The organism is Pannonibacter sp. Q-1 (assembly GCF_054073275.1).
The window spans coordinates 767,413-791,586 of the sequence record NZ_JBSXNB010000001.1 but is presented as its reverse complement, the minus strand read 5'-3'; the positions used below and the strand labels follow the sequence as shown (position 1 = coordinate 791,586).

Genomic DNA, 24,174 nt, shown 5'->3' with positions numbered 1-24,174 from the left:
CTGTCTTTTCCTATGCACCGAAGAGCGCTCAAAAAACAGTCCCGGCGGCGGCAATTTTGCCGAAGTCCTCAACAGCTGCCGGGTTTTCCCGCAAAAGCATGGCAGCAAGCGGCAAGGTGCCCGCCTCCTCGATGCAGGTCAGCGGCAGCTCTTCGGCTCCCGTTTCCAGAATGTCCCGGACCTTGTTTGCCAGCTCAAGGGTCAGCGCTCCGGCAAGGCCGCGCAGCATGGCCGCCTGCACCCGGGCATCGCCGTCCTGCAGGGCGAAGGAAATAACGCCGCTTGCCAGCATCAGCTGCACATGCGCGGTGTCCGTGGGCCCGCCGGGGGCATCAAGGTCCAGCGGGGCAATGCCGGCCCAGGCCAGCGGCTCGACGAGAGAGAGCGCCAGAAACCTTGCCCGCTCATGCAGTGGCAGCAGAGGCTCGCCAGCCATGCGGCCTTCGAGCGCCGGCACGCGCACGGTATCGCCCAGCGGCACCCCGTTGAGGCTTTCCGTGCCTTCCCACAGCGGCACCAGCCCTTCCAGCACAAGCGCGAAAATCCGCGCAAGGCTCAGGCTGCCGTCTTCCTGCCCTTCATCGAACAGTACGTCGAACAGCCCGCCCGGCCTTGGTTCGTCATCGCGGGCAAAGAGATCAGGCCGCATGCCTGCAAGTTCCCCCAGCCGGTGCAGGCGGGCGGCGAGAGTGGCCGCATGGTCCTCATCCACCAGCAGGGCCCGGGCGAGCTCTTCCGTTTCCACCCGGATCAGCGCATGCGCATCGGCGCGGATGGGATCGGCAGGCACGGCGGAGAAAAACCCGCTGGCGAAAGCGGAGAGGGTGGCTGCCGTCATGCCTTCGGCGCCTGCAAGTCTCTCCCCGGTGAAAGGGTCATCGAACCGCCAGCCCGGATCCGCAGGCGGGGTCATCAGCACCGCGGTGATGGCCGCATCAAAGGCGGCGCGGCCCATCATCCGCACATCGGGAAAGGCACGCGCACCGGCAATCATGCCCCAGCGGTCTTCACCGCCTGCCTCCGCCAGCCGCCACAGGGTGTGCGGGGCCAGCCCGGCTTCCGGCGCCGCAGCGCGCAGGATCGAAGCCACCTGCTGAGCCAGTGGCTCCAGCTTGCAATCATCCAGACGGATGCCGGCAAGCGCAGTCTGCCTGGCGAGATCCAGCAGGCGGGCGGCACCTTCGCGCAAGGCTTCCGCGGTAAGCAGGCTTATGGCCTCGGAGGGTGTTTCGGTGGCGGCGGGCGTTGTCATCGGCTTTGCGTCCTTTCGATGGAACGCTCTGGTCTTACAGACGTTGGGCCTTCAGGTCATGCCAGATTACAGGGGAGGGGGCTGCCATGTTGCTGCCGTGAAATCATGAACGGTTGATAAACCAGCCTCATGCACGATCCGGGACAAGCTTGTCTTGTCGTCTGACCTCTGTCTCGGGCAGCATGAGCCACGCTCCTCACGCCAAATGCGCTGCTGAGGCCACAAAAAGACCACTGCTGCTGTCCGGATTTCTTCATGTCGACCGTGTTCTCCATCGCCGCCCTCCTTCTCGGTTCCGGCCTCTTGCTGATGGCGGGCGGGCTGCACGGCCTGCTGCTGCCCGTGCGCGGTCTTGCCGAAGGCTTCTCCGACACGTCTCTGGGCATGCTGGGCGCGGGCTGGGCGGCGGGCTATATCGCCGGCTGCCTGCTGGTGCCGATGATCGTGAAGCGCGTCGGGCATATCCGCACCTTTGGCGTGATGGCTTCCATTGCCGCCATCTCCATGCTTCTGAACCTGTTGTTCATGATGCCGGAAGTCTGGATTCCACTGCGCGCGCTCACCGGCTTCTGCTTCGCAGGCGGCGCCATGATCGTGGAAAGCTGGCTCAACGAGCGCGCCAACAACAAGACGCGCGGGCGGGTCTTCGGCATCTACACCATGATCAACCTGGGCTCGACCACGATCGGCCAGATGCTGCTGACGCTGGGCGATCCCACCGGCTTTGTCTTCTTCGTGGTGGGCTCCATCATCTATTCCCTGTCGCTGCTGCCCACGGCCCTTTCCACCGCCGCAACCCCCACGCCGCTGACGCAGGCAAGGCTGGACCCGCGCCAGCTCTGGAAAAACTCGCCGGTTGCCGTGGTCGCCGTGGTCCTGACCGGCATTTCCAACGGCGCCTTCGGCACGCTGGGAGCGGTCTACGGGCGGCGCATTGGCCTTGAGGTGGGCGATGTCGCCATCATGATGTCGCTGTCGCTTCTGATCGGCGCCCTCATTCAGGTGCCGGTGGGCATGGTTTCCGACCGCATCGACCGCCGCCTCGTGCTGATTGGCATGGGTCTGGTCGCCATGGTCGTGGAAATTGTCCTGTCGCTGCTCTCCGCGCCCGGCAGCACCACGGTGATCATCTTTGTCTCGCTCTTCGGCGGCATGATCTATTCCATGTATCCGGTCATCGTCGCCCATGCCAATGACCACGCGGCACCGGGGGAATTCCTCAAAACCAGCGGCGGGCTGCTGATGCTCTATGGCGTCGGCACCATGATCGGCCCCATCGCGGCGGCCGCACTCATGTCGGCCACCTCGCCGTCGGCCCTGTTCCATGTGACGGCGGGTGCGCATCTGCTGATGGTGCTCTTCACCCTCTGGCGCATGACCCAGCGCGCAAGCCTCAGTGTCGCCGAGAAGTCGGACTTCGTGCCGGTGCTTACCACGGGGCGGCTCTCCACCCCGGAAACCGCCGCCATGGACCCGCGCTCGGACGAAGAGCAGCAGAAAAAGGAAGCTGCTGCCTGATGGGACGGCAGTCTGGTTTTTGCGGAACTACGTTTCGGCTCCCCCATCCACCAAGTCAGTGTTTACAACGGACGTAAGGAGGAGGAACGCGCCCTCCTTACGCTGCAGCACCCCTCTCCCTCCCTTGGGGCTACCGGATTCACACATCAGCTCCGGACACCGCCCGCAATGATGCATCTGCTTTCCGGCAGGGTCTCTCCGCCCCCCTCCCCCTGGTGGGGAGGGGTAAGGGGTGGGGGGCTCTGAGCCCGCAGGTATCTGAAAATTATACTTTTCCTGAAGAGGTATGACAGGAGCAGCTGTCTGAAATCAATTGATACTCTGCTATACGGAAAGGTCTCTCCCCCCACCCCTAACCCCTCCCCACGAGGGGGAGGGGGGCTGAAACGCCGTGCAAGAGTGACCAGACTTCAGGCTTTCCCCAAGCCGTCTCCGGCTTCAAGCACGATGTGTGCATGCAGTAGCCCCCTCAAGGGAGAGAGGAGTTGGGGTCTGACTTCCAGTCCATTTTAAGAACTGCCCCCTGCCTGCGGAAAAGGTGCAACCACTCAGCCGAGCTTCTGGTTGTCCACTTTGGCCAGCAGCCGTTCCTTGGTCGCCTTGTCGCAGAAGGCGGCTTCGATGGCGGTGCGGGTGAAGACGCGCAGGTCTTCCTGGGTCCAGTTGAAGGTCTTGGCCGTCAGGCTGTATTCCCGCCCCAGCGTGGTGCGGAAGAAGGGGGGATCATCCGAATTGAGGGTGATGCGCACGCCCGCCCGGCGCAGCAGGTTGACCGGGTGGAAGCGCAGCACCGGGTAAAGCCCCAGCGCCGCATTCGAGCCGGGGCAGACCTCCAGCACGATCCGCTCTGCCGCCAGCCGGTCCACCAGTGCCGTGCTTTCGATGGCTCGCACGCCGTGGCCGATGCGCCGCACGCGCAGGAAATCGAGGGCCGCGCTGATGCTCTCCGGCCCGCCGAATTCGCCCGCATGGGCGGTCAGGCCCAGCCCGGCCTCGCCCGCCATGCGGAAGGCGCGGGCGAAATTGGCCGGATGGCCCTCGCGCTCGTCACCCGCAAGGCCGAAGCCGGTGACCAGCGGATGCGGATTGGAGACGACCTCCTTCGCCACCCGCTCCACCGAGGCCGCGCCGAAGTGGCGCACGCCAACGGCGATCATCCGGCCTTCGATGCCGGTGTCCGCCTTGGCCCGCTCAAGGCCTGCCGCCAATCCTTCCACATAGGACCGGTAGGAGAGGCCCGCCGATGTGGCATGGTCGGGAGAGATGAAGATCTCGCCGTAGATGGCTCCTTCGGCGGCCAGCATGCGGAAATAGGTTTCGCTCAGCTGCGCATAGTCGCCGGGGCGGCGGAAGACGGAACTGGCAAGGTCATAGGCCGACAGGAAGGTGGTGAAGTCGCTCCAGCGGTACTGGCCCTTGGCGTCGATGATCGAGGAAACGTCGATCTCCTCACGCTTTGCGATCTTCTGAACCAGCGCGGGCGGGGCTGCCCCTTCGATATGGCAGTGCAATTCCGCCTTGAGCACCTGCTCCTGCACTGCCATGGGCCGCCCGTCCTTCCCTGAAAGCTGCCTGCCGGGTCATGAAATGGACCCGGCTCAATCACTGACAAAGTTGTTCCCGCCGCCGCACGCTGCGTCAAGAAGAAGCGGCGCATGGAGGCCGCTTCCCGGTGGAAAGTCAGGCGCTCAGAAAGCTGCGGCCATGGCGCTCGGCGGCAATGCCCAGATGCTCGGCGATGGTCTCGCCGATATCCGCATAGGTGCCGCGCCCGCCGATGCTGCGGCCAGCGATGCCAGGAGCAAAGCCCAGAACCGGCACATTCTCACGCGTGTGGTCCGTGCCACGCCAGGTCGGGTCACAGCCATGGTCGGCAGTCAGCAGCAGCAGGTCGCCGTCCTTGAGCTTCGCCATCAGCTCCGGCAGGCGCCGGTCGAACTCTTCCAGCGCTGCGGCATAACCCGGCACATCACGGCGGTGGCCATAAAGGGAATCGAAGTCGATCAGGTTGGTGAAGACGAGATCGCCGTCCTGCGCCATGTCCATGGCTTCCAGCGTCTTGTCGAGAAGCTGGCCGTTGCCGGCACCCTTCAGCACCTTGGTGACGCCCTGATGGGCGAAGATGTCGGAGATCTTGCCCACACCGATGACTGTACGTCCTTCGGCGGTCAGCCTGTCCAGAAGCGTCGGCTCGGGCGGCAGCACCGAATAGTCGCGCCGGTTGGCAGTGCGCACGAAATCCGCAGCGCTTGTGCCGGTGAACGGGCGGGCGATGACGCGGCCGATGTTGTAAGGATCCGCATGTTTGCGGGTCACTTCGCACAGGGCATAGAGCTTTTCGAGGCCGAAGGCCTCTTCATGGGCGGCGATCTGCACGACGGAATCTGCTGATGTGTAGAAGATCGGCTTGCCAGTGCGCAGGTGCTCTTCACCCAGCTCCGCAATCACCTCCGTGCCGGAGGCGTGCTTGTCGCCGATGATGCCGGGGATGCCCGTCTCAGCCACGATCGCCGCGATCATTTCTGCCGGAAAGGTGGGGATGGTGGCCGGGAAATAGCCCCAGTCGAACTCAACCGGCACGCCCGCAATTTCCCAGTGGCCGGACGGGGTGTCCTTGCCGTTGGACACTTCCGCCGCATAGCCCCACAGGCCCGTGGGAGCAGGGTCCGGCGCAAGGCCGGGCAGGGTCTTGCCGGTGGACAGCGTGGCGGCGGCGCCAAGGCCGAGGCGGTTCATGTTGGGCAGATGCAGCGGCCCGCTGCGCAGGCCCGGCTTGTCACCTTCTCCGGCCGCACAGCGCTGCGCGATATGGCCCAGCGTGTCGGAGCCCTCATCGCCGAAGCGGGCGGCATCCTGCGCACCGCCGATGCCAAAACTGTCGAGCACAACGAGAATGGCGCGAGGCATGCTCTGTTTCCTTTTGTCCCGAGGCCAAAGCCTCTCATCTCATTTCACGGCAGCTCTTGCGGCTGCTTGTCGTTTGGCCGGAAGGAGGTGGCCTGATCAGACCCGCCCAGCCCCCAAACCCCCTCTCCATGAGGAGGGCTGTGTCCGCATCGGACGCAGCCAGGAGAAGGAATGGGCTCTCCTTTTGCCGCAGTGCCCCTCTCCCCCCTTGAGGGGGAGATGTCTGCGCGAGCAGACAGAGGGGGGTTACAGCGCTTCGGCAGAGCACCATCTCTCTCACAATCGGACAGTCAGTTACCCCCCTCTGCCCCCTGCCGGGGGCATCTCCCCCTCAAGGGGGGGAGAGGAGTTGGAGCCTCACTGGCAGTCCGTGTAGACACCGCGCCTCAAGGCGCAATTGCATTCATGCTTTGTATCGCGCCTCACGGTGCGATACGGGCAGCCACGATCGGGTGGTCCTCGACGCTGCCTGCCTCGCCAATGCGATATGCGGCATTGAGGGCATCGGTTGCGCGGCGGGCGGCGTCTTCGGTGGCGGCATGGACGATGGCGAGCGGCGCATCCGCATCCACCCGGTGACCGATGCCGGCCAGTTCCGTGAAGCCGACGGACGGGTCGATCACATCGGCCGCGACACGGCGTCCGCCGCCCAGTTCCACCACGGCAACGCCGATGGCACGGGCGTCAACGCCGGTGACCACGCCCGGCTCTTTCGCATAGACCGGAGCAATGACGGGCGCCTTGGCGAGATAGAGCTCGCTCTTTTCCATGAAGTCCGCCGGGCCGCCGAGGGCGGTGACCATTTCGGCGAATTTCTCTGCCGCACGGCCGCTTTCAAAGGCGGCGCGCATCAGATTACAGCCTTCCTGGGCGCTTTCGGCAATGCCGCCGGTCGCCAGCAGCTCGCCGCCCTGCGCCACGGTCACGTCCCACAGGCGGCTGTCGATGGAGGTGCCCTTGAGGAAATCGACCGCATTCTGCATTTCCACCGCATTGCCGGCGGCAGAGGCGAGGGATTCGTTCATGTCCGTCAGCAGGGCGGTGGTCCTGAGACCTGCGCCATTGGCGACGCGCACGAGGCTTTCGGCAAGCGCCCTGGCCTCTTCGAAGCTCTGCATGAAGGCGCCCGTGCCCCACTTCACGTCCAGCACGAGGCCCTGAAGCCCCGCCGCCAGCTTCTTGGACAGGATCGAGGCGGTGATGAGATCGATGCTCTCCACCGTGCCCGTCACATCGCGGATGGCGTAGAAGCGCTTGTCGGCCGGGGCAAGGTCGCTGGTCTGGCCGATGACGGCGCAGCCCACTTCCTTCACCACCTGGCGGAACAGGGCGTTGTCCGGCTGGGTCTTGTAGCCGGGGATGCTGTCGAACTTGTCGAGCGTGCCGCCGGTGTGGCCAAGGCCGCGCCCGGAGATCATCGGCACGGCCGCGCCGCAGGCAGCCAAGGCCGGGGCCAGCATCAGAGAGACGTTGTCGCCAACGCCGCCGGTCGAGTGCTTGTCCAGCACCGGCGCGTCCACATCGGACCAGTCCAGCACGGTGCCGCTGTCGCGCATGGCCAGCGTCAGGGAGACGCGCTCGTCGATGGTCAGGCGGCGGAAGAAGATGGCCATGGCCAGCGCCGAAACCTGCCCCTCGCTGACGCTGCCATCGGCAAGGCCCTTGACGAAGAAGGCGATTTCCTCCCGCGTCAGCTGGCCGCCGTCACGCTTCTTGCGGATGAGTTCCTGTGCCAGCATGTCAGTATCCTTCGCGCGCGCTGCCTGCGCCGCCCTTGATCACGTCAATCAGTGCGTCCAGCAGCCCGCTGGCGCCGAAGCGGAATGTGGCCGATGAAACCCAGTTGGGGCCCAGAATCCGGTCGGCCAGCGCCAGATAGGCGGCAGCCTCGTCCAGCGTGCGGATGCCGCCTGCGGGCTTGAAGCCCACCTGACGGCCCGGCTGTTCGGTGCGCACTTCGTCGATCACCGTCAGCATGATTTCGGCAGCTTCCAGCGTCGCATTGACCTGCACCTTGCCGGTGGAGGTCTTGATGAAATCGGCACCGGCGGCAATCGCGACGAGCGAGGCCTGATGGATCAGCAGCGGGTCACCGATCTCGCCGGTTTCCAGAATGACCTTCAACTGGGCCGGAGCCGGAATGGCGGCCTTGACGCGGATGATCATCTCTTCGGCAAAGCCGCGGCGGCCTTCCACGAAGGCGCGGTAGGGCATTACAAGGTCGATCTCGTCCGCGCCATCGGCAATGGCCTTGGCTGTCTCTTCCAACACGGCGCGGGTGTCCACACCGCCTGCGGGGAAGTTGACCACGGTTGCGACCTTCACCGGCGTACCGGCCAGCTTCGCCTTCGCCTGCGCCACGAAGGCGGGATAGAGACAGACGGCGGCCACATGGCCATGCTCCGTCACGGCGCGGGCGCAGAGCGCATCGATGTCGGCGGCGGTGCAGCCGTCATTCAGGTTCGTCAGATCGACAAGGGCGAGAGCCCGGGCGGCGAGTTCCGCCTTGCTGGCTGCATCAGCCATGGGAAACCTCCTTCACGAAGCCGCGCACAAGCTTCTTCATGCGCGCAAGGCCGAGTTTGGCGACGGACTTGGTCTCGTCGTGGGACAGGCCATGGGCCTGCATGCCTGCGCCCAGATTGGTGATGATCGACATGGCGGCCACGCGCATGCCGAGGAACCGGGCAAGGATCACCTCCGGCACGGTGGACATGCCGACGGCGTCAGCGCCCAGAATGCGCGCCATGCGGATCTCTGCCGGGGTCTCGAAGGACGGGCCGGAGAACCACATGTAGACGCCCTCCGCCAGCGCATGGCCATCGGCCTTGGCGGCGCGATGCATGGCGGCCTGCAGGTCCTTGTCATAGGCGGCGGTCATGTCGAGGAAGCGCTTTTCGTCTTCCTCGCCGATCAGCGGGTTGAGGCCGGACCAGTTGATGTGGTCGGTGATCAGCATCGGGCTGCCCGGCTGCACCTCCTCGCGCAGGGACCCGGCGGCGTTGGTCGCCAGCAGGATCTCGCAGCCGAGCGCCTTCAGCGTTTCGACCGGCGTGCGCATGATGGAGGGATTGCCGCTCTCGTAGTAATGAGCGCGGCCCGAAAGGATCACCACGGGCACGCCTTCCAGCTCGCCCGCCACCAGCTCGCTGCCGTGGGAGGAGACGGTGGAAACCGGAAAGCCCGGAAGCTTGCTGTAGGGAATGCGCACCGCATTCTCCATCTCGCCCGCCAGTTCACCGAGCCCTGAGCCCAGGATCATGCCGATGCGGTAGCTGCCCGGGCGGGCGGCGCGGACGATTTCCGCGCAGTCATTGCCATAGCTGCTCATGGCGTTCGTCCCTTGTGTTGTTCTGTTTCAGCGTTGAGGGTCCGCTTCAGTCGAGAAGCTGGAAACCGGCGGGCAGCAATTCGTCGATGGTGAAGGTACGGCGAATGCCGTCGAGATTGGCGATATGGACCTTGACGGAACCGGCCGCGAATTCCTTCAGCTTCTGCCGGCAGCCGCCGCAAGGCGTGCAGAGGGCGGCATCGGCGATGACGACCACTTCCTCGATCTGCTGCTGACCGGCCAGAACCATGGCGGAGATGGCGCCAGCTTCGGCGCAGACGCCCTGCGGATAGGCGGCATTTTCCACGTTGCAGCCCGGATAGATCTTGCCGTCGGCGGCAAGGATCGCCGCGCCGACCTTGAAGTTCGAGTACCGGGCATAGGCGTTTTCGCGGGCGGCCTTTGCCGCCTCGAAGAGCTTGTCCACCGCGCTCATGTGCGCTCCTTCAGATAGGGGATGCCGCTGGCCTTGGGCGGAATGGCCTTGCCGATGAAGCCCGCCAGCAGGATGACCGTGAGAATGTAGGGAAGGGCCTGGAACACCTGCACCGGCACCTCACCGATGCCCGGAACCTGCTGGCCCTGAAGCCGGATGGCCATGGCATCGAGGAAGCCGAACAGGAGGCAGGCGTAGAGTGCGTTCACCGGCTTCCACTTGGCAAAGATCAGGGCCGCCAGCGCGATGTAGCCGCGCCCGGCCGTCATGTCCTTGATGAAGCCGGAGGACTGGGCAATCGCCAGATAGCTGCCTGCAAGGCCGCAGAGCAGCCCGCACATGACCACTGCCCGGTAGCGCAGGAAGGTGACGGAGATGCCTGCCGTGTCCACCGCCGCCGGGTTTTCGCCAACGGCGCGCAGACGCAGGCCGAAGCGGGTGCGGTAGAGCACCCACCATGTGGCCGGAACGGCAAGGAAGGCAATGTAGACGAGGATGTTGTGGCCCGAAATCAGCTCGAAATAGATATAGCCGATGATGGGCACGTCCTTGACGGCAGTGGCAAAGGGCAGCTCGATTTCCAGAAAACGCCCGCCGCCAGACAGGGACGGCGTGCGCCCGCCCTGATTGAACCAGGCCTGCCCCAGAAGGGCCGTCAGCCCGGCCGCCAGGAAGTTGATGGCAACGCCGGAGACGATCTGGTTACCCCGGTTGGTGATCGAGGCAAAGCCGTGCAGCAGCGCAAGGCCGACCGCCACGACAATGCCCGCGCCAAGCCCGGCCCAGGCATTGCCGGTGATGAAGGCAACGGAGGCTGCGCCAAAGGCGGCGCCCAGCATCTTGCCCTCAAGGCCGATGTCGACGATGCCCGAGCGTTCCGAATAAAGTCCGGCAAGGCAGGCCAGCAGCAGCGGCGCTGACAGGCGGACGGTGGAATCGAGGATGAGGATCAGGGTCTCGAACATGGCTCGTTCTCCCGTCAGGCCGTCTTGCCGGCTGCAGCGGCCGGCTTGGCGGAGAAGCTGAACAGACGCACCAGCGCCGGGCGGAACATGTATTCCAGGGCCCCGGCGAACAGGATGACGAGGCCCTGGATGACCACGATCATGTCACGGGTGATGGCCGGCATTTCGAAGGCGAGTTCTGCCCCACCCTGGTAGAGCATGCCGAACAGGATCGCCGACAGCATGATACCCACCGGATGCGCCCGGCCCATCAGCGCCACGGCGATGCCGACAAAGCCGTAGCCGGCGACATATTCGATCAGCAGCCGGTGCTGCGAGCCGACGATCTCGTTGATGGCCATCAGCCCGGCCAGACCGCCGGAAATCAGCATGGTGATGATGGTGATGCGCACGGGCGAAATGCCGGCATAGACGGCGGCAGAGGGATTGGCACCGAAGGTGCGGATCTCATAGCCAAGCCGCGTGCGCCAGATCAGCAGCCACACCAGCACCAGCGCTGCCAGCGCCAGGAATACGGCAAGGTTGACCTGCGACGAGCCGAAGAAGCTGGTGCCGAAGAAATCCCCCAGCAGCGGCAGCTGCCCGCCTTCAGCGAAGGTGCGGGTTTCCGGCTGCATGGAGCCGGACTTGTTGATCACCTTCACCAGCAGATAGCCCATCAGTGCCGTGCCGATGAAGTTGAACATGATGGTGGTGATGACGATGTGGCTGCCGCGCTTGGCCTGAAGCCATGCGGGGATCGATGCCCAGGCCGCGCCAAAGAAGGCCGCTGCCAGCACGGCGACCGGAACCGTGATCCACCAGGGCGCATATTGGTCCAGCGCAAGGCAGGCAAGGGCGGCACCGAGGCCGCCGAGATAGGCCTGACCCTCGCCGCCGATGTTGAAGAGACCTGCATGGAAGGCCACGGCCACGGCAAGACCGGTGAAGATGAAGTTCGTGGCATAGAACAGGGTGAAGCCAATCCCCTCGCCATAGCCGATCGAGCCCCAGATCAGCACTTGAACCGCATCCAGCGGGTTCTCGCCGATCAGCAGCACCACAAGCCCGGAGACGAGGAAGGCTGCAGTGAGGTTGAGAAGCGGGATCAGGCCGAAGTCGATCCAGCGCGGCAGGGAACCGGCACTCATGCTCTGCCTCCATGCGCGGCGCGGGCGGGCACGTCATCCGTGACACCGGCCATCAGCAGGCCGCATTCGTTTTCGGTGGCATCCGGTCCGCGCTCGCCGACAAGGCGGCCGTCGAACATGACCAGGATGCGGTCGGAGAGGGAGCGGATCTCGTCCAGCTCCACGGAGACGAGCAGCAGGCCCTTGCCTGCATCACGCAGCTCGATCAGCCGCTTGTGAATGAATTCGATGGCGCCGATATCGACACCGCGCGTCGGCTGGCCGACCAGCAGCACGTTCGGGTCCCGCTCGATCTCGCGGGCCAGAACCACCTTCTGCTGGTTGCCGCCGGAGAAATTGGCCGTTTTCAGCAGCGGATTGGGCGGGCGGATGTCGTATTTGGCGATTTCCGCCTCGGCTGCCTTGCGGATGGCCCGCATGTCCAGCAGCGGGCCCTTCGAATAGGCCGGATCGTTGTGATAGCCCAGAATGGCGTTCTCATATTCGGCAAAGGACGTGACAAGCCCCATCCGGTGCCGGTCCTCGGGCACATGGCCCATGCTCATGGCGCGGATTTCCGCCGGATTTTTCGGATTGGCCGCAAGGTCGATGGTCTCGCCATTCAGCCACATGCGGCCCTTGCGGGCACGGCGGATGCCCGCCAGCGTTTCCAGCAGCTCCGACTGGCCGTTGCCCGAGACACCGGCAATGCCGACGATCTCGCCGGCGCGGATCTCGAAGGATACGTCCTTCACCACATCGACGCCCCGGCTGTCGGTGACGGTGAGGTTTTCGACGGCCAGCACCCGCTCGCCGGGCCTGGCGGCCTGCTTGTTGACCTTCAGCAGCACGCTGCGGCCCACCATCAGCTCGGCCAGTTCCTCCATGGAGGTTTCCGCCGTCTTGCGGGTTGCCACCATTTCGCCGCGGCGCATGACGGACACCGTGTCGGTGATGGCCATGATCTCGCGCAGCTTATGGGTGATGAGCAGGACCGTCTTGCCCTGGGCCTTCAGGACTTTCAGAATTTCAAACAGATGGTCGGCCTCGGCCGGGGTCAGCACCCCGGTGGGCTCGTCCAGGATCAGCACTTCCGCGCCGCGGCAGAGCGCCTTCAGGATCTCGACGCGCTGCTGCAGGCCGACCGGCAGGTCACCGACAACCGCATCCGGATCGATCTTCAGGTCATATTCGTTTTCCAGCCGGGCCAGTTCCGCCCGCACCTTGCCCGCGCCGCCTGCCAGCAGGCTGCCGCCCTCGGCGCCCAGCATGACGTTTTCCAGCACGGTGAAGGGATCCACCAGCATGAAGTGCTGATGCACCATGCCGATGCCAAGGCCGATGGCATGGCGGGAATCGCGGATGGTCACGGTCTTGCCATCCACCAGGATCTCGCCGCTGTCGGCATTGTAGAAGCCGTAGAGGATCGACATCAGCGTCGACTTGCCGGCACCGTTCTCGCCGATGATGCCGTGGATCGATCCCTTGCCCACCACAAGATCGATGTTCTTGTTGGCATGCACAGGCCCGAAGGACTTGTTGATCTTGCGAAGCTCGATGGCGGCGGTCATGGATGCTCCCGCGCGTCTGGCCACAGGGCCGGCGTCAGTCGGTAAAGGGGCCGGGCGCATGGCACGGCGTCACAAGGAAAGAGCCCTTGCCCCGGCCTTCCGGCGCAGGACAAGGGCCGCAGTCCCTCAGGGTGTTACGGGCAGGTCTTGTCCGTCATGTAGTCGTGGACGGCGATCTTGCCCGAGATGATGTCGGCCTTGGCCTGTTCAGCAGCAGCCTTCATCTCGTCGGTGACGAGGGACGCATTGTATTCGTCCAGAGCGTAGTCCACGCCGCCTTCGGCAAGGCCCAGAACCTCGATGCCGCTGGTCCACTGGCCGTTCTTGGCGTCGGTGAAGGTCTTGTCCACGGCGACGTCCACGCGCTTCAGCATGGAGGTCAGAACCTTGCCCGGGTGCAGGCCGTTCTGGTTGCTGTCGACGCCGATGCCGAGCTTGCCCGCGTCAGCGGCCGCCTGCAGCACGCCGATACCGGTGGCGCCGGCTGCGTGATAGACAACGTCCGCACCGCGGTCGAACTGGGACTTGGCCAGCTCGCCGCCCTTCACCGGGTCATTCCAGGCAGCACCGGTGGTCCCGGTCATGTTCTGGAAGACTTCGGCCTGCGGGTTGGTGGCCATCACGCCCTGCTTGTAGCCGCAGGCGAACTTGTGGATCAGGTCGATGTCCATGCCGCCGACGAAGCCGACCTTGCCGGTCTGCGAAGCCTTGGCTGCCAGCAGGCCGACGAGGTAGGAGCCTTCATGCTCCTTGAATACGATGGAGCGGACATTCGGCAGGTCCACGACCATGTCGACGATGGCAAACTGGATGTCCGGGAATTCCTTGGCGACCTTCTCGACGGCATTGGCATGGGAGAAGCCGATGGCGACGATCGGGCTCATGCCGCGCCGGGCGAAGTTGCGCAGGGCCTGCTCGCGCTGGCTGTCGTTCTGGATCTCGAAGTCGCGGTATTCGACGCCCGTGTCCTTCTTGAACTTCTCGGCGCCCGTATAGGCGGACTCGTTGAACGACTTGTCGAACTTGCCGCCAAGGTCATAGACGACTGCCGGCTGGAAATCCGCTGCAAAGGCGGTGCTGGCCATCATGACGCCTGCAATGGCGGCGCCCGTCATCAGGAACTTCTTCACGTTACATCCTCCGGCACTGGACCCAGCCACCATGGCTGGTCCCGGTTTACTTCCCCTCTTGGACACTGCGGGGCAGCAAGGCTGCCGTCACAGGGCCGCTAGATCCGAGCCGCTGCTTCAGAGCCCTTGCCAGGGTCTCATCCGCGATCAGGTCGGTGATGACACCGGTGCGCAGCGCTGCGAGCGTGGCGTCAGCCTTGCTCTCCCCGCCCACCAGTGCAATGACACGAGAGCCGCGGACTTCCTCGTAGTGAAGCCCCACGGCGCACTCGCCAAGACTTACGGGCACCTGCGCGCCCTCGATTGTGACAAACCGCCCCATCAGGTCGCTGACCGCACTGCTGCGCATCAGGCCGTCCTGATCTTCCTTCTGGATGATGCCGCGCTGCACCAGATGACCGTCGTCATCGATGGAGCCGATGCCAACGACAAAGGCATCCGACCGCCGTGCACGCGCCAGAAGATCCTGCACGCTGCGCTGGCCGAGGAACATGTCACGCTCCTCCAGGCTTTCGGCAAAATAGGGCACCGGCAGATAGTAGCCTTCCCCGCCCGTGCGCTCGATCAGCGGCTGCACGATATCGAAGGGGTTGGCCGAAAGCTTGCGCATCAGCGAGCCGGAGATGGAGATGATGGCAAGGTCCGGCCGTGACAGGCGCGGCATGGCCGCAACCGAAGCCTTCAGTGTCCGGCCCATGCCGACGCCGAGCTGACGGATTTCCGGCCCCGAAAGCAGGTTGGACAGGAAGGGGCCTGCGACGGAAGCAACAGCGCGGATGGCCGTCGTCTGGTCACCGCCGCCAAGGTCCGGCGCAATGATGCAGCTGGTCAGGGCAAAATGCCGGGTCAGTTCGTCTTCCAGCTCGAGGCACTCGATCGGGCGGCCCTCGATCTGGAAGCGGACAAGGCCTTCCTTCTGGGCGTGGGCAATAAGACGGTGGACCTTGGCCGGTGACACGCCAAGACGCGCGGCAATCTCACCCTGCGTGCTGCCCCCCACGAAGGAGAGCCACGCGGCGCGGATCGAGAGGTAGGTGGTCCAGTCCTCGTCCTGCACGAATTGCCCCGCCTGCTGCGTCCAGGTCTTTCGCCCGGATCTTGAGCCTCTGGTTGACTGAAATTTTCTTCAGTCGCTGTGAATTCTTTCAGCAAAGATGCCTGCCTGCTCGTCCGGCGTCAAGCGGATTTGGCGTGTTTTCCGGCTGAAACTTGCGCTTTTCCGCCTGCTGCCGTGACAGGGCCATGGATGCTGCCGTGCGCAGCAGTTTGCATGGGCATTAGGCAGGAATTGCCCTGTTGGCGGGCGGATCCGGCAATATCTGCCGGTTGCTGGGCAAATTTTGCCGAGTGGTTCACGCAGGTGCATTCTGTGCGTCTTTTGTTTTGCTGGCACAATCTTCGCCGCCTTACCTGTGGCATAGTGCTTGCTTGGAACAATTCTATCCGGCGCGTGTTCAAGGCTCTGAAAATATCGGCAAGTTGCCGAGATTCTCGGATTAACCGTCTGTTTAGCCGCAACAACAAAAGTAGAGAGGGAGGTGTGGGAAACCGGCTTCGGCCAAGACATGGAGAACACCATGCGTCTCACACTGTGCAAAACCGGACGTGACGTCTGCAGTGCCGCCATTGGCAGTCTTGCCATCTTGGCATTTACTTCAATAACAGCTCTCGCCGAGCGTTCGCTCCCGGGCAATTTCTCCACGGCCTATTCGGCAGATGCCGAAGTGGACGTCGAGCTGGTGCTGGCCGTCGACATTTCCCAGTCGATGGACCGGGACGAGCAGGAGGTGCAGCGGGCCGGATATGTCTCGGCCCTGACCTCGCGGGAGGTGCTGGCCGCCATCCGCGACGGACCGACAGGGCGCATTGCCATCACCTACTTCGAGTGGAGCGGCGTGGGTGAGCATTTCACCGTGGCGGAATGGTCCATCATCCAGGACGAAGCCACTGCTGCGGCCTTTGCCGCCCGCATTGCCGAAGCCCCCCTGCGGCAGATGCAGAGAACCTCGATCTTCTCGGCACTGGAAAAGTCGGCGGAGATGATTGCCTCCAACGAATATCAGGGCCTCAGGAAGGTGATCGACATTTCCGGAGACGGGCCGAACAATCAGGGCGGCACCGTCACCCAGATGCGCGACAAGGTCATCTCGGCCGGTATCACCATCAACGGCCTGCCGCTGATGTTGAAGTCGGAAACCTCCGCCTGGCAGGCGATGCTGCATCTCGATCACTATTACGAGGATTGCGTCATTGGCGGACCGGGGGCCTTTGCCATCCCGGTGCGCTCAAAGGAGGCCTTTGCCGAGGCCGTCCGGATGAAGCTGGTGCTGGAAATTGCCGGGCTGATGGATGATCAGCCGCAAGTCATCCCGGCTGCAGGCCGCAAGACGGTCAGCTGCAATCTGTTTGACTAGAGGAGTGGCGGCCAGCCGCCGCCGCTCACGAAGTTGCGCCCCGTGAGGCGGTGGCTTGCCGCCGCTCACGAAGATGCGATTGGGTTTTTGCCGGCAAGGCTGACAGACTTTCCTGTGTCCGGCGGCGTATTGGCGCTGCCGGAGCAAGGGGAGGTCCGGCATGACGCCCTTCAACATTCTGCGCCGGTTGCGCTCATGCGCCGGGTGGTTGCGCACGGCACTGGTGCTGCTGGCCTTGACGGCCGTGACGGGCGGGGCGGCGGCCCAGCAGGAGCTGCCGCAGGAAGTGGATGTGGCCCTCGTGCTGGCGGTCGACATTTCCTATTCCATGGACATGGATGAACAGCGCCTGCAGCGGCAGGGCTACATGCAGGCGATCACGTCGCCGGATGTGCTGGAGGCGATCCGGGGCGGCCTGACCGGCAGCATTGCTGTCATCTATGTGGAATGGGCAGGCACCTTGTCCCGCTCGGTCCTGATTGACTGGCATGTGATCTCGGACGAAGCCAGCGCGCAGCAATTTGCCGATGCGCTGGGCGAAGCCCCCATCAGCCGCGCCTACCGCACCGCCATCGGCGATGCGCTGCTGTTTTCAGCGCAGCAGTTCGAAACGCTGCCCTACAGTGCCGCGCGCAAGGTCATCGACATTTCCGGGGATGGGCCGAACAATCAGGGCACCTATGCGCCCGCCGCCCGCGACCAGGTGGTGGCGCAGGGCATCGTCATCAACGGCCTGCCGCTGCAGCTGAAGGATGTGCGGCCGGGCTGGTTCGACATGGCAGACCTCGACCGCTACTACGAAACCTGCGTCATCGGCGGCCCCGGCTCCTTCATCGTGCCGGTGCGCGGCGCGGAGCGGTTTGCCGAAGCCGTGCGCCGCAAGCTGGTGCTGGAAATCGCCATGCCGGTTCTGCCCCGGCCCGAAGCACGGGATGAGTCCCGGCTGATCCGGGTGGCCGATGGCATCGATCCCTTCTGCCTCGAAGGCGAGCGGCGCTGGCAGCAGCGGCGGTTCATCTACGAGGAACCATAGGCAGCTTCGCTCCTTGCAGCATCTTCCTGTGATCGCGGCTCAGCTCGCGCTTTGCGTTTCCCGCGCAAGGCGCTAAAGCTGTTGCCGTGATTTTGATGGCGCTTCTGCGCCGGTGCAAGCTTGCGGGAGATGATGCGGATGGAGGCGGAACGTCCGGTGCTGGCCCTTGTGGCCCATGACGCCAAGAAAGACGCCATGGTTGCCTTCGCGCAGCGCAACGAGGAAAAGCTCGCCGCCTTCCGGCTGGTCGGCACGGGCACCACGGGCGGGCGCATCAAGGCGGCCTGTCCCGGCCTCGACCTGACGCCGCTGAAAAGCGGGCCGCTGGGTGGTGACCAGCAGATCGGCGCCATGATCGCCGAAGGCCGCTTGCACGGGCTCATCTTCTTTGCCGACCCGCTGTCGCCCATGCCGCATGATGTGGATGTGAAGGCCTTGCTGCGCCTTGCGCTGGTCTACGATATCCCGATGGCGCTCAACCTCTCGACCGCCGAAATCCTGCTGCGCTCGGCCCGCTTGACCGGCCTGCGCAGCTCCTCCGATACTCCTGAAGTGGCCGGCCCGCGCACATGAGCCTGACTGAGACCCGCCAGCGCCCGTTCGCTTTCCCCGTTCTGGTCGGGGATGTGGGCGGCACCAATGCCCGCTTTGCCCTTGTGCTGGATGAAGAAACGCCGGGCATCAAGCTGCCGTCCCAGCCGACGGCGGCCCATCCGGATATCAACGCCGCCATCCGCGCTTGCCTTGAGGGGCAGGATGTGCCGGCACCGCGCTCGGCCGTCATCGCCGTGGCCGGCCCCGTCACCGGTGACCGCATTCCCCTGACCAACGCGAGCTGGGTGGTGGAGCCGCTGCAGATGATCGCCGGCCTTGGTCTCAGGGACGTGGTGATCCTCAATGATTTCGAGGCGCAGGCGCTGGCGCTGCCCGGTCTGTCCGGGGAGGATATCGAGCAGATCGGCGGCGGCGAGCCCCTGGCGGGTGCCTCCAAGTTCGTTGTCGGCCCCGGCACGGGGCTGGGTGCGGCGGCGATGATCTATGCGGCAGACACCTGGGTGCCGGTGCCCGGTGAAGGCGGCCACGTGGAACTGGGTCCCGTGACGCCCGAGGACTACGAGATCTGGCCGCATATCCCGCGCAACGGCGGGCGCATCGGCGCCGAGGAAGTGCTGAGCGGCACCGGCCTGCCGCGCCTTGCCGGGGCTGTTGCCCGCGCCCGCAAGGCGGAGCCGCATTTCACGTCTGCGGCGGACATCACGCAGGCGGCCAATGCCGGAGATCCGGTGGCAGTGGAAACGCTGGAGATCTTCGCCCGCTGTCTTGGCCGGGTGGCGGGGGATTTTGCGCTTTCGGTGCTGGCGCGCGGCGGTGTCTATATCGCGGGCGGCGTGTCGTCCCACATTGCGCCGTTCCTGCGCAAGGGCGGCTTCCGTGCTGCTTTCGAAGCCAAGGCTCCCCATGCCAAGCTGATGGCCTCGATCCCGGTGTTCCTGATCCATCACCCCAATCCGGCGGTGGACGGACTTGCCGCCTACGCCCGCACCCCGGACCGCTTCGCCGTCGGCACCAAGGGCCGCCACTGGTCCGCGCAGGATTGAGGGTTTGGGCGGTTTGGGACAGTCCGCAGTTTGATTGCCACGGCACGGCGCTTCAGCCCCGTCCCCCAGGTGGGGCCATGTTTACATCTGACCGCCAGTTAGGCACCCGTTCCTCTCCCCCCTTGAGGGGGAGATGCCCCCGGGAGGGGGCAGAGGGGGGTAACTGACTGTCCGCTCATATGAGAGGTGGTGCTGTGCTGAAGCGCTGCTACCCCCCTCTGTCTGCTCACGCAGACATCTCCCCCTCAAGGGGGGAGAGGGGCGCTGCGGCAAAAGGAGAGAGCATCTGATGCCTGACTGGCGGTCACCGCCCCTGCCGATTGATGCGGCGCTGCCGGAGTTGCTGGCGGCGCTTGCGGCGGGCAGCAATGCGGTGCTGGTGGCAGAGCCTGGTGCGGGCAAGACCACCCGTGTGCCGCTGGCGCTGCTGGAAGCGCCCTGGTGCTGTGATGGCCGTATTCTGCTGCTGGAGCCGCGCCGCCTTGCCGCCCGTGCCGCCGCCCGGCGCATGGCCGAAAGCCTTGGCGAGGAGGTGGGCGGCACCGTTGGCTACCGGGTGCGCATGGAAAGCCGCGTCAGCGCCCGCACCCGCATCGAGGTGATCACCGAGGGCGTCTTTACCCGCATGATTCTGGATGACCCGGAACTCACCGGCGTCGCCTGCGTGCTGTTTGACGAGTTTCATGAGCGCTCGCTCGAAGGTGACCTCGGTCTTGCGCTGGCGCTCGATGTGCAGGGGGCCTTGCGTGATGACCTGAGACTGGTGCCCATGTCGGCGACGCTGGATGCCGCCAGCGTCGCAAGGCTGCTCGGTGGTGCGCCGGTCATTGAAAGCAAGGGTCGCAGCTTCCCCGTTGAAACCCGTTATCTCGGCCGCAAGGCGGAAGAGCGGATCGAGCCGCAGGTGGTGCGGGCCGTGCGCAAGGCGCTGGCGGAAGAGCATGGCTCGCTGCTGGTGTTCCTGCCCGGACAGGGCGAAATCCGCCGGGTGGCCGAGGCGCTGGAGGGCCAGGTGCCTGCCCATGTGCGCATCGCCCCGCTTTACGGCGCGCTGGACGGCAAGGCGCAGGATGCCGCCATCCGCCCGGCAAAGGACGGCGAGCGCAAGGTGGTGCTGGCCACCTCCATCGCCCAGACATCGCTTACCATCGAAGGCGTGCGGACGGTGATCGACAGCGGCCTTTCCCGCGTGCCGCGCTATGAGCCGCAGACGGGGTTGACGCGGCTGGAAACCGTGCGCGTGTCCCGGGCCACGGCAGACCAGCGCCGGGGCCGTGCGGGCCGGACGGAGCCGGGCGTGTGCTACCGGCTCTGGGACGAGGCACAGACACAGGCGCTGATGCCGGCCGAACGGCCGCAGATTCTGGAAGCCGATCTTTCCTCGCTGGTGCTGGATCTGGCGGCCTGGGGCACGGCGGATCCGGCCACCCTGTCCTTTCCCGATGCCCCGCCCTCCGGCGCCTGGGCAGAAGCGCGCAGCCTGCTGGCGCAGCTTCATGCGCTGGACGGCGAAGGCCGCCTGACGCCGCATGGCCAGCGTCTTGCGCGTCTGCCCATCGAACCGCGCCTTGCGCATATGATCGTGGAAGCGGAAGCGCTGGGTCTTGGACGGCTGGCGGGCGAGGTGGCGGCGATCCTGTCCGAGCCCGGCCTTGGCGGCATGGACGTGGACCTGCGCGAAAGGGTGAGGCGCCTGCGCCGGGACAATGATCCGCGCAGCCGCGATGCCCGCGCCCTCGCGGCCCGCTGGCAGAAGATGGCCGCCGAAGGCGGCGCGAAGACCGGGCAGGACAGCGATGGCGGCGCCCCGGAACTGGCCGGTGAAGTGCTGGCGCTGGCCTTCCCCGAACGGGTGGCGCAAGGCCGCGGCCAGCGCGGCCGCTTCCGCCTTGCCAACGGGCGCGGAGCAGAACTGCCGGAAGAACATGCGCTGGCGGGCGAGCCCTTTCTGGCTGTCGCCGACATTCAGGGCAAGGCCCAGTCGGGCCGCATCATGCTGGCAGCGCCCCTCGGGCTTGAGGCCATCGAGACGATGTTTGCCGCAGATATCACGGAAACCGATGACGTGCGGCTGGAGCCTTCCGGTCTGGTGCGGGCGCGCCGTGTGGTCCGGCTGGGGGCGCTGGAACTGGCCTCCCGGCAGATCGCCAATCCGGATGCATCGCTGGTGGCCAAGGCGCTGCTGGGTGAAATCGCCCGGCGCGGTGTGGCACGGCTGCCCTGGACCAATGATCAGCTGCGCCTGCGCGCCCGTGCCGGTTTCGTGCGGGCCGCAGGGGCAGATCATCTGCCGGACCTCTCCGACGCTGCGCTTCAGGAGACGTTGGAAGACTGGCTGCTGCCCTATATGGCCGGGTTCACCCGCGTTTCGGACGTGGATGCCGCCTGCCTCGGCAATGCGCTCTCCGGGTTGCTGGGCTATGGCGGCGCTGCGGAGATTGACCGGCTGGCGCCCTCGCATTTCACCGCGCCCACCGGCTCGCATGTGCCCATCGATTATGGCGCAGAGAGCGGCCCCTCCATTTCCATCCGCGTGCAGGAGCTGTTCGGTCTCGCCCGGCATCCTTCGGTCGCCGATGGCCGCATTCCGCTGACGCTGGAGCTTCTGTCGCCCGCCCACCGGCCCATCCAGATCACGCGGGACCTGCCGGGCTTCTGGGCAGGCTCCTGGGCGGATGTGAAGACGGAGATGAAGGGCCGCTATCCGCGCCACCCCTGGCCGGATGACCCTGCCTCCGCAGAGGCGACAAGACGCGCCAAACCACGGGGAACGTAAGTTCAAGCCCGTGCGGCGCCTGAGCAAGTTCAAGGCGTGATGCGTCAGCATCTCAAAGCCTTGGAATAAGAGCTTGGCGGTCGCTTATCGGCGGCCTTCGTGGTAGATCTGCGTCAACTTCAGTTCCAAGAGAGTATCTGCCATGACCGCCGCCGCCTTTGACCCCAAGGACATCATCGCCCGTTTCACTGCAGGCGAGGGCTTCCCGGAGGCTGACGTCCGCGAATGCCTGTCCACTCCGTCCGCCTCCGTTCCGGCGCTGATGGCCATTCTGGAAGACCGCGTCGCCGGCGGCACGGGTGAGCTCAGCCAGCTCGACGAGAAGGGCGATGCCTGCTTCCTCGCGCTGCACATCCTGGCCGACCTCAAGGTCACCGCGGCCTTCCAGCCCCTGATGCGCCTGCTGCGCAGCACGGATCAGGATCTTGAAGCCCTGTTCGGTGACTGCCTGATCGAAACCATGGGGCCGATCCTGATCGCCCTCAATCCCGGCGGCTACAGCGTCTTCGAGGAAGGGTTCTCCGACCGCAATGCCGACGATTACGCACGCGATGCCATGATGGTGGCCTGGGTCTATGGCGTGCTCTCCGGCGAAGTGCCGCGCGAGCATGCCCTCTCCGTGCTGAAGGCCTTCCCGAAGACCGTGCGCCCGGCGCCGGACAGCTATCTTTGGGGCAGCTACATCGGTGCCGCCGGTGACCTCGGCTTCGAGGAACTGGAAGAGCCGATCGCAAAGCTGTTCACCGACGGCTCGATCATGATGGACGAGGGCGGTTTCCGCCCGGTGGACCCGGAAGACTTCGCCCTTCATCTGGAAGCGGCCAGCCTGTCGGAAGAAAACGAAGAATCCCGCGAGCTCTGGATGGCGTCGAACCGCTATTTCCCGTTCGAGGACACGGTCGAGCTTCTGGGCGAATGGTCCTGGGATGGCGATGAAGACGAGTGGATGGATGTGCCCTTCCTGGAAGCTGCCGAGGACGAAGAGCCCTATCTGCCGAACTGACGGCGGCTGGCTGGCGGTCCTTGCCGTCTACTGCCTTGCCGTCTGCTGCCTCGCGGTGCTTGCCCCGCTGGCCGCAGGGCAGGCATTGGCGCAGGACATGGGCAGCCGCTTTCGCATTGGTGTGGTCACGGCCGGGCGCGATGATGCCCGGTCCGAGACCGAACCCTTCCGCGACGAGCTGGAATACCGGCTGGGCCTTCCGGCCGACCTGTTTCTCATGGACACCTTGGGCGAACTGACGGACGCCATCATCGCCGGTCATGTGCAGTACGGCCGTCTGTCCGCAACGGCCTATGCGGCTGCACGCAAGGCCTGCGCTTGTGTCGAGCCGCTGGCCGCGCCCCGTGACGGGGACGGGGCAGACGGGTTTCACGCCATTCTGATGACCAAGGCCGGGGAAATACCCTCTCTGGAGGCGCTGGCGGGGAAGCGGCTGGCCATTGGCCCGGCCCGCTCGACGGCAGCGTTCCGTGTGCCGCTGGCCGGTCTTGCCGCTTCAGGACGCGATCCGCGCCAGTTTTTCTCCGCGCTTGTTCCCGTTTCCGGCCCTGAGGAAGGGCTTGCCGCGCTCCATGACGGCCTGGCCGAAGCCGCGCTGGGCTGGTCCACATTGCTGGGCGAGGCAGACACCGGCTACAGCGCCGGAACCCTGATGCAGGCCTATGACAGGATGCGGCTGGATGTGGGCCGGCTGACGGTCGTCTGGCAGTCGCCGCGCATTCCTTTTGCCGTGCATGTGGTGCGCTCCGATGTGGCGCCTGAACTGAAGGACCGGCTGCGGCAGATGCTCTCCGCCCTTCAGGACGAAGCGCCGGGCGCCTATTTCGCCATCGAGCCGGACTTCGGCGGCGGCTTCGTGCCGGTGCTGCCGGAAGACTTCTCCGCCGTGATGCTGCCGCTGGAGCCGCAATGGCAGGCGATGCTGAAGGACATCGCCGATCAGCAGACTGCCGCCCCTGCGCCCTTGCCCGAAGACGGCGGGGAAGGCGAACTGCTGCCGCCGTGATGGGAAATGCTGCAGTTTGGTCGCGCGGCATGGCTTTTCAGCCCCCCTCCCCCTCTGGGGGCTACCGGATTCACACATCAGGTCTGGGAACTGCCCGCAATGAGGCGTTTGCTTTTCGGGAGGAC

At 65.2% G+C, this 24,174-nt stretch carries 20 protein-coding genes; 8 read left to right on the top strand and 12 right to left on the bottom strand.

The window, feature by feature from the left end; genetic code table 11:
* Positions 1-28 precede the first annotated feature (28 nt).
* A complete protein-coding gene (locus ACVNHC_RS03640; protein ID WP_058898041.1) occupies positions 29-1,252 on the bottom strand; it encodes a DUF1688 family protein in 1,224 nt (407 codons plus the stop codon).
* A 255-nt stretch (positions 1,253-1,507) separates the two neighbouring features.
* Between ACVNHC_RS03640 and ACVNHC_RS03635 the strand changes: the two genes are divergently transcribed.
* Positions 1,508-2,770 (top strand): MFS transporter, encoded by a 1,263-nt coding sequence (locus tag ACVNHC_RS03635; protein ID WP_050472225.1) that lies wholly within the window; start codon positions 1,508-1,510, stop codon positions 2,768-2,770.
* A 548-nt stretch (positions 2,771-3,318) separates the two neighbouring features.
* Here ACVNHC_RS03635 and ACVNHC_RS03630 read toward each other — a convergent pair.
* The 11 genes from ACVNHC_RS03630 to ACVNHC_RS03580 all read right to left on the bottom strand — a co-directional run bounded on the left by ACVNHC_RS03630 (position 3,319) and on the right by ACVNHC_RS03580 (position 15,276).
* Complete coding sequence (locus ACVNHC_RS03630) at positions 3,319-4,314, bottom strand: adenosine deaminase (RefSeq protein WP_058898040.1); 996 nt, start codon at positions 4,312-4,314, stop codon at positions 3,319-3,321.
* 136 nt (positions 4,315-4,450) lie between these two features.
* A complete protein-coding gene (locus ACVNHC_RS03625; protein ID WP_058898039.1) occupies positions 4,451-5,677 on the bottom strand; it encodes a phosphopentomutase in 1,227 nt (408 codons plus the stop codon).
* A gap of 422 nt (positions 5,678-6,099) precedes the next feature.
* Positions 6,100-7,416 carry a thymidine phosphorylase gene (gene deoA, locus ACVNHC_RS03620; protein ID WP_457166442.1) on the bottom strand — a complete coding sequence of 439 codons (1,317 nt, stop codon included), beginning with the start codon at positions 7,414-7,416 and terminating at the stop codon, positions 6,100-6,102.
* Position 7,417: 1 nt separating this feature from the next.
* On the bottom strand, positions 7,418-8,203 hold the full coding sequence (deoC, locus tag ACVNHC_RS03615) for a deoxyribose-phosphate aldolase (RefSeq protein WP_457166441.1): 786 nt from the start codon (positions 8,201-8,203) through the stop codon (positions 7,418-7,420).
* Positions 8,196-9,008 (bottom strand): purine-nucleoside phosphorylase, encoded by an 813-nt coding sequence (locus ACVNHC_RS03610; RefSeq protein ID WP_050472219.1) that lies wholly within the window; start codon positions 9,006-9,008, stop codon positions 8,196-8,198. Before ACVNHC_RS03610 ends, deoC begins: the two co-directional genes overlap by 8 nt.
* A gap of 46 nt (positions 9,009-9,054) precedes the next feature.
* Positions 9,055-9,444 (bottom strand): cytidine deaminase, encoded by a 390-nt coding sequence (gene cdd / locus ACVNHC_RS03605; protein ID WP_050472218.1) that lies wholly within the window; start codon positions 9,442-9,444, stop codon positions 9,055-9,057.
* Positions 9,441-10,409 (bottom strand): ABC transporter permease, encoded by a 969-nt coding sequence (locus ACVNHC_RS03600; protein WP_055454906.1) that lies wholly within the window; start codon positions 10,407-10,409, stop codon positions 9,441-9,443. Before ACVNHC_RS03600 ends, cdd begins: the two co-directional genes overlap by 4 nt.
* Before the next feature lie 14 nt (positions 10,410-10,423).
* The gene (locus ACVNHC_RS03595) at positions 10,424-11,539 is read right to left on the bottom strand and encodes an ABC transporter permease (RefSeq protein ID WP_457166440.1); all 1,116 of its coding nucleotides are present in this window, start codon (positions 11,537-11,539) and stop codon (positions 10,424-10,426) included.
* Positions 11,536-13,089: an ABC transporter ATP-binding protein gene (locus ACVNHC_RS03590; protein WP_050472215.1), complete on the bottom strand. Its 1,554-nt coding sequence runs from the start codon at positions 13,087-13,089 to the stop codon at positions 11,536-11,538. The genes ACVNHC_RS03595 and ACVNHC_RS03590 overlap by 4 nt, the downstream gene beginning before the upstream one ends.
* Before the next feature lie 134 nt (positions 13,090-13,223).
* Entirely contained in the window at positions 13,224-14,204 is a 981-nt protein-coding gene (locus ACVNHC_RS03585) for a BMP family lipoprotein (protein ID WP_094463895.1), read from the bottom strand.
* A gap of 61 nt (positions 14,205-14,265) precedes the next feature.
* Entirely contained in the window at positions 14,266-15,276 is a 1,011-nt protein-coding gene (locus ACVNHC_RS03580) for a sugar-binding transcriptional regulator (RefSeq protein WP_050472213.1), read from the bottom strand.
* Positions 15,277-15,862: 586 nt separating this feature from the next.
* Here ACVNHC_RS03580 and ACVNHC_RS03575 point away from each other — a divergent pair.
* The 7 genes from ACVNHC_RS03575 to ACVNHC_RS03545 all read left to right on the top strand — a co-directional run bounded on the left by ACVNHC_RS03575 (position 15,863) and on the right by ACVNHC_RS03545 (position 24,049).
* On the top strand, positions 15,863-16,633 hold the full coding sequence (locus ACVNHC_RS03575; RefSeq protein ID WP_457166439.1) for a DUF1194 domain-containing protein: 771 nt from the start codon (positions 15,863-15,865) through the stop codon (positions 16,631-16,633).
* Positions 16,634-16,793: 160 nt separating this feature from the next.
* Positions 16,794-17,666, top strand: coding sequence for a DUF1194 domain-containing protein (locus ACVNHC_RS03570; protein WP_457166438.1), 873 nt, complete (start codon positions 16,794-16,796; stop codon positions 17,664-17,666).
* Positions 17,667-17,795: 129 nt separating this feature from the next.
* Positions 17,796-18,239 carry a methylglyoxal synthase gene (locus ACVNHC_RS03565; RefSeq protein ID WP_094463888.1) on the top strand — a complete coding sequence of 148 codons (444 nt, stop codon included), beginning with the start codon at positions 17,796-17,798 and terminating at the stop codon, positions 18,237-18,239.
* Positions 18,236-19,264 carry a glucokinase gene (gene glk, locus ACVNHC_RS03560; protein ID WP_122519242.1) on the top strand — a complete coding sequence of 343 codons (1,029 nt, stop codon included), beginning with the start codon at positions 18,236-18,238 and terminating at the stop codon, positions 19,262-19,264. The genes ACVNHC_RS03565 and glk overlap by 4 nt, the downstream gene beginning before the upstream one ends.
* A gap of 289 nt (positions 19,265-19,553) precedes the next feature.
* Positions 19,554-22,040, top strand: coding sequence for an ATP-dependent helicase HrpB (hrpB, locus tag ACVNHC_RS03555; protein ID WP_457166437.1), 2,487 nt, complete (start codon positions 19,554-19,556; stop codon positions 22,038-22,040).
* Between the two features lie 142 nt (positions 22,041-22,182).
* Entirely contained in the window at positions 22,183-23,043 is an 861-nt protein-coding gene (locus ACVNHC_RS03550; RefSeq protein ID WP_019963417.1) for a DUF1186 domain-containing protein, read from the top strand.
* Positions 22,991-24,049: a phosphate/phosphite/phosphonate ABC transporter substrate-binding protein gene (locus ACVNHC_RS03545; RefSeq protein ID WP_457166436.1), complete on the top strand. Its 1,059-nt coding sequence runs from the start codon at positions 22,991-22,993 to the stop codon at positions 24,047-24,049. The genes ACVNHC_RS03550 and ACVNHC_RS03545 overlap by 53 nt, the downstream gene beginning before the upstream one ends.
* The last annotated feature ends 125 nt before the right edge of the window (positions 24,050-24,174 follow it).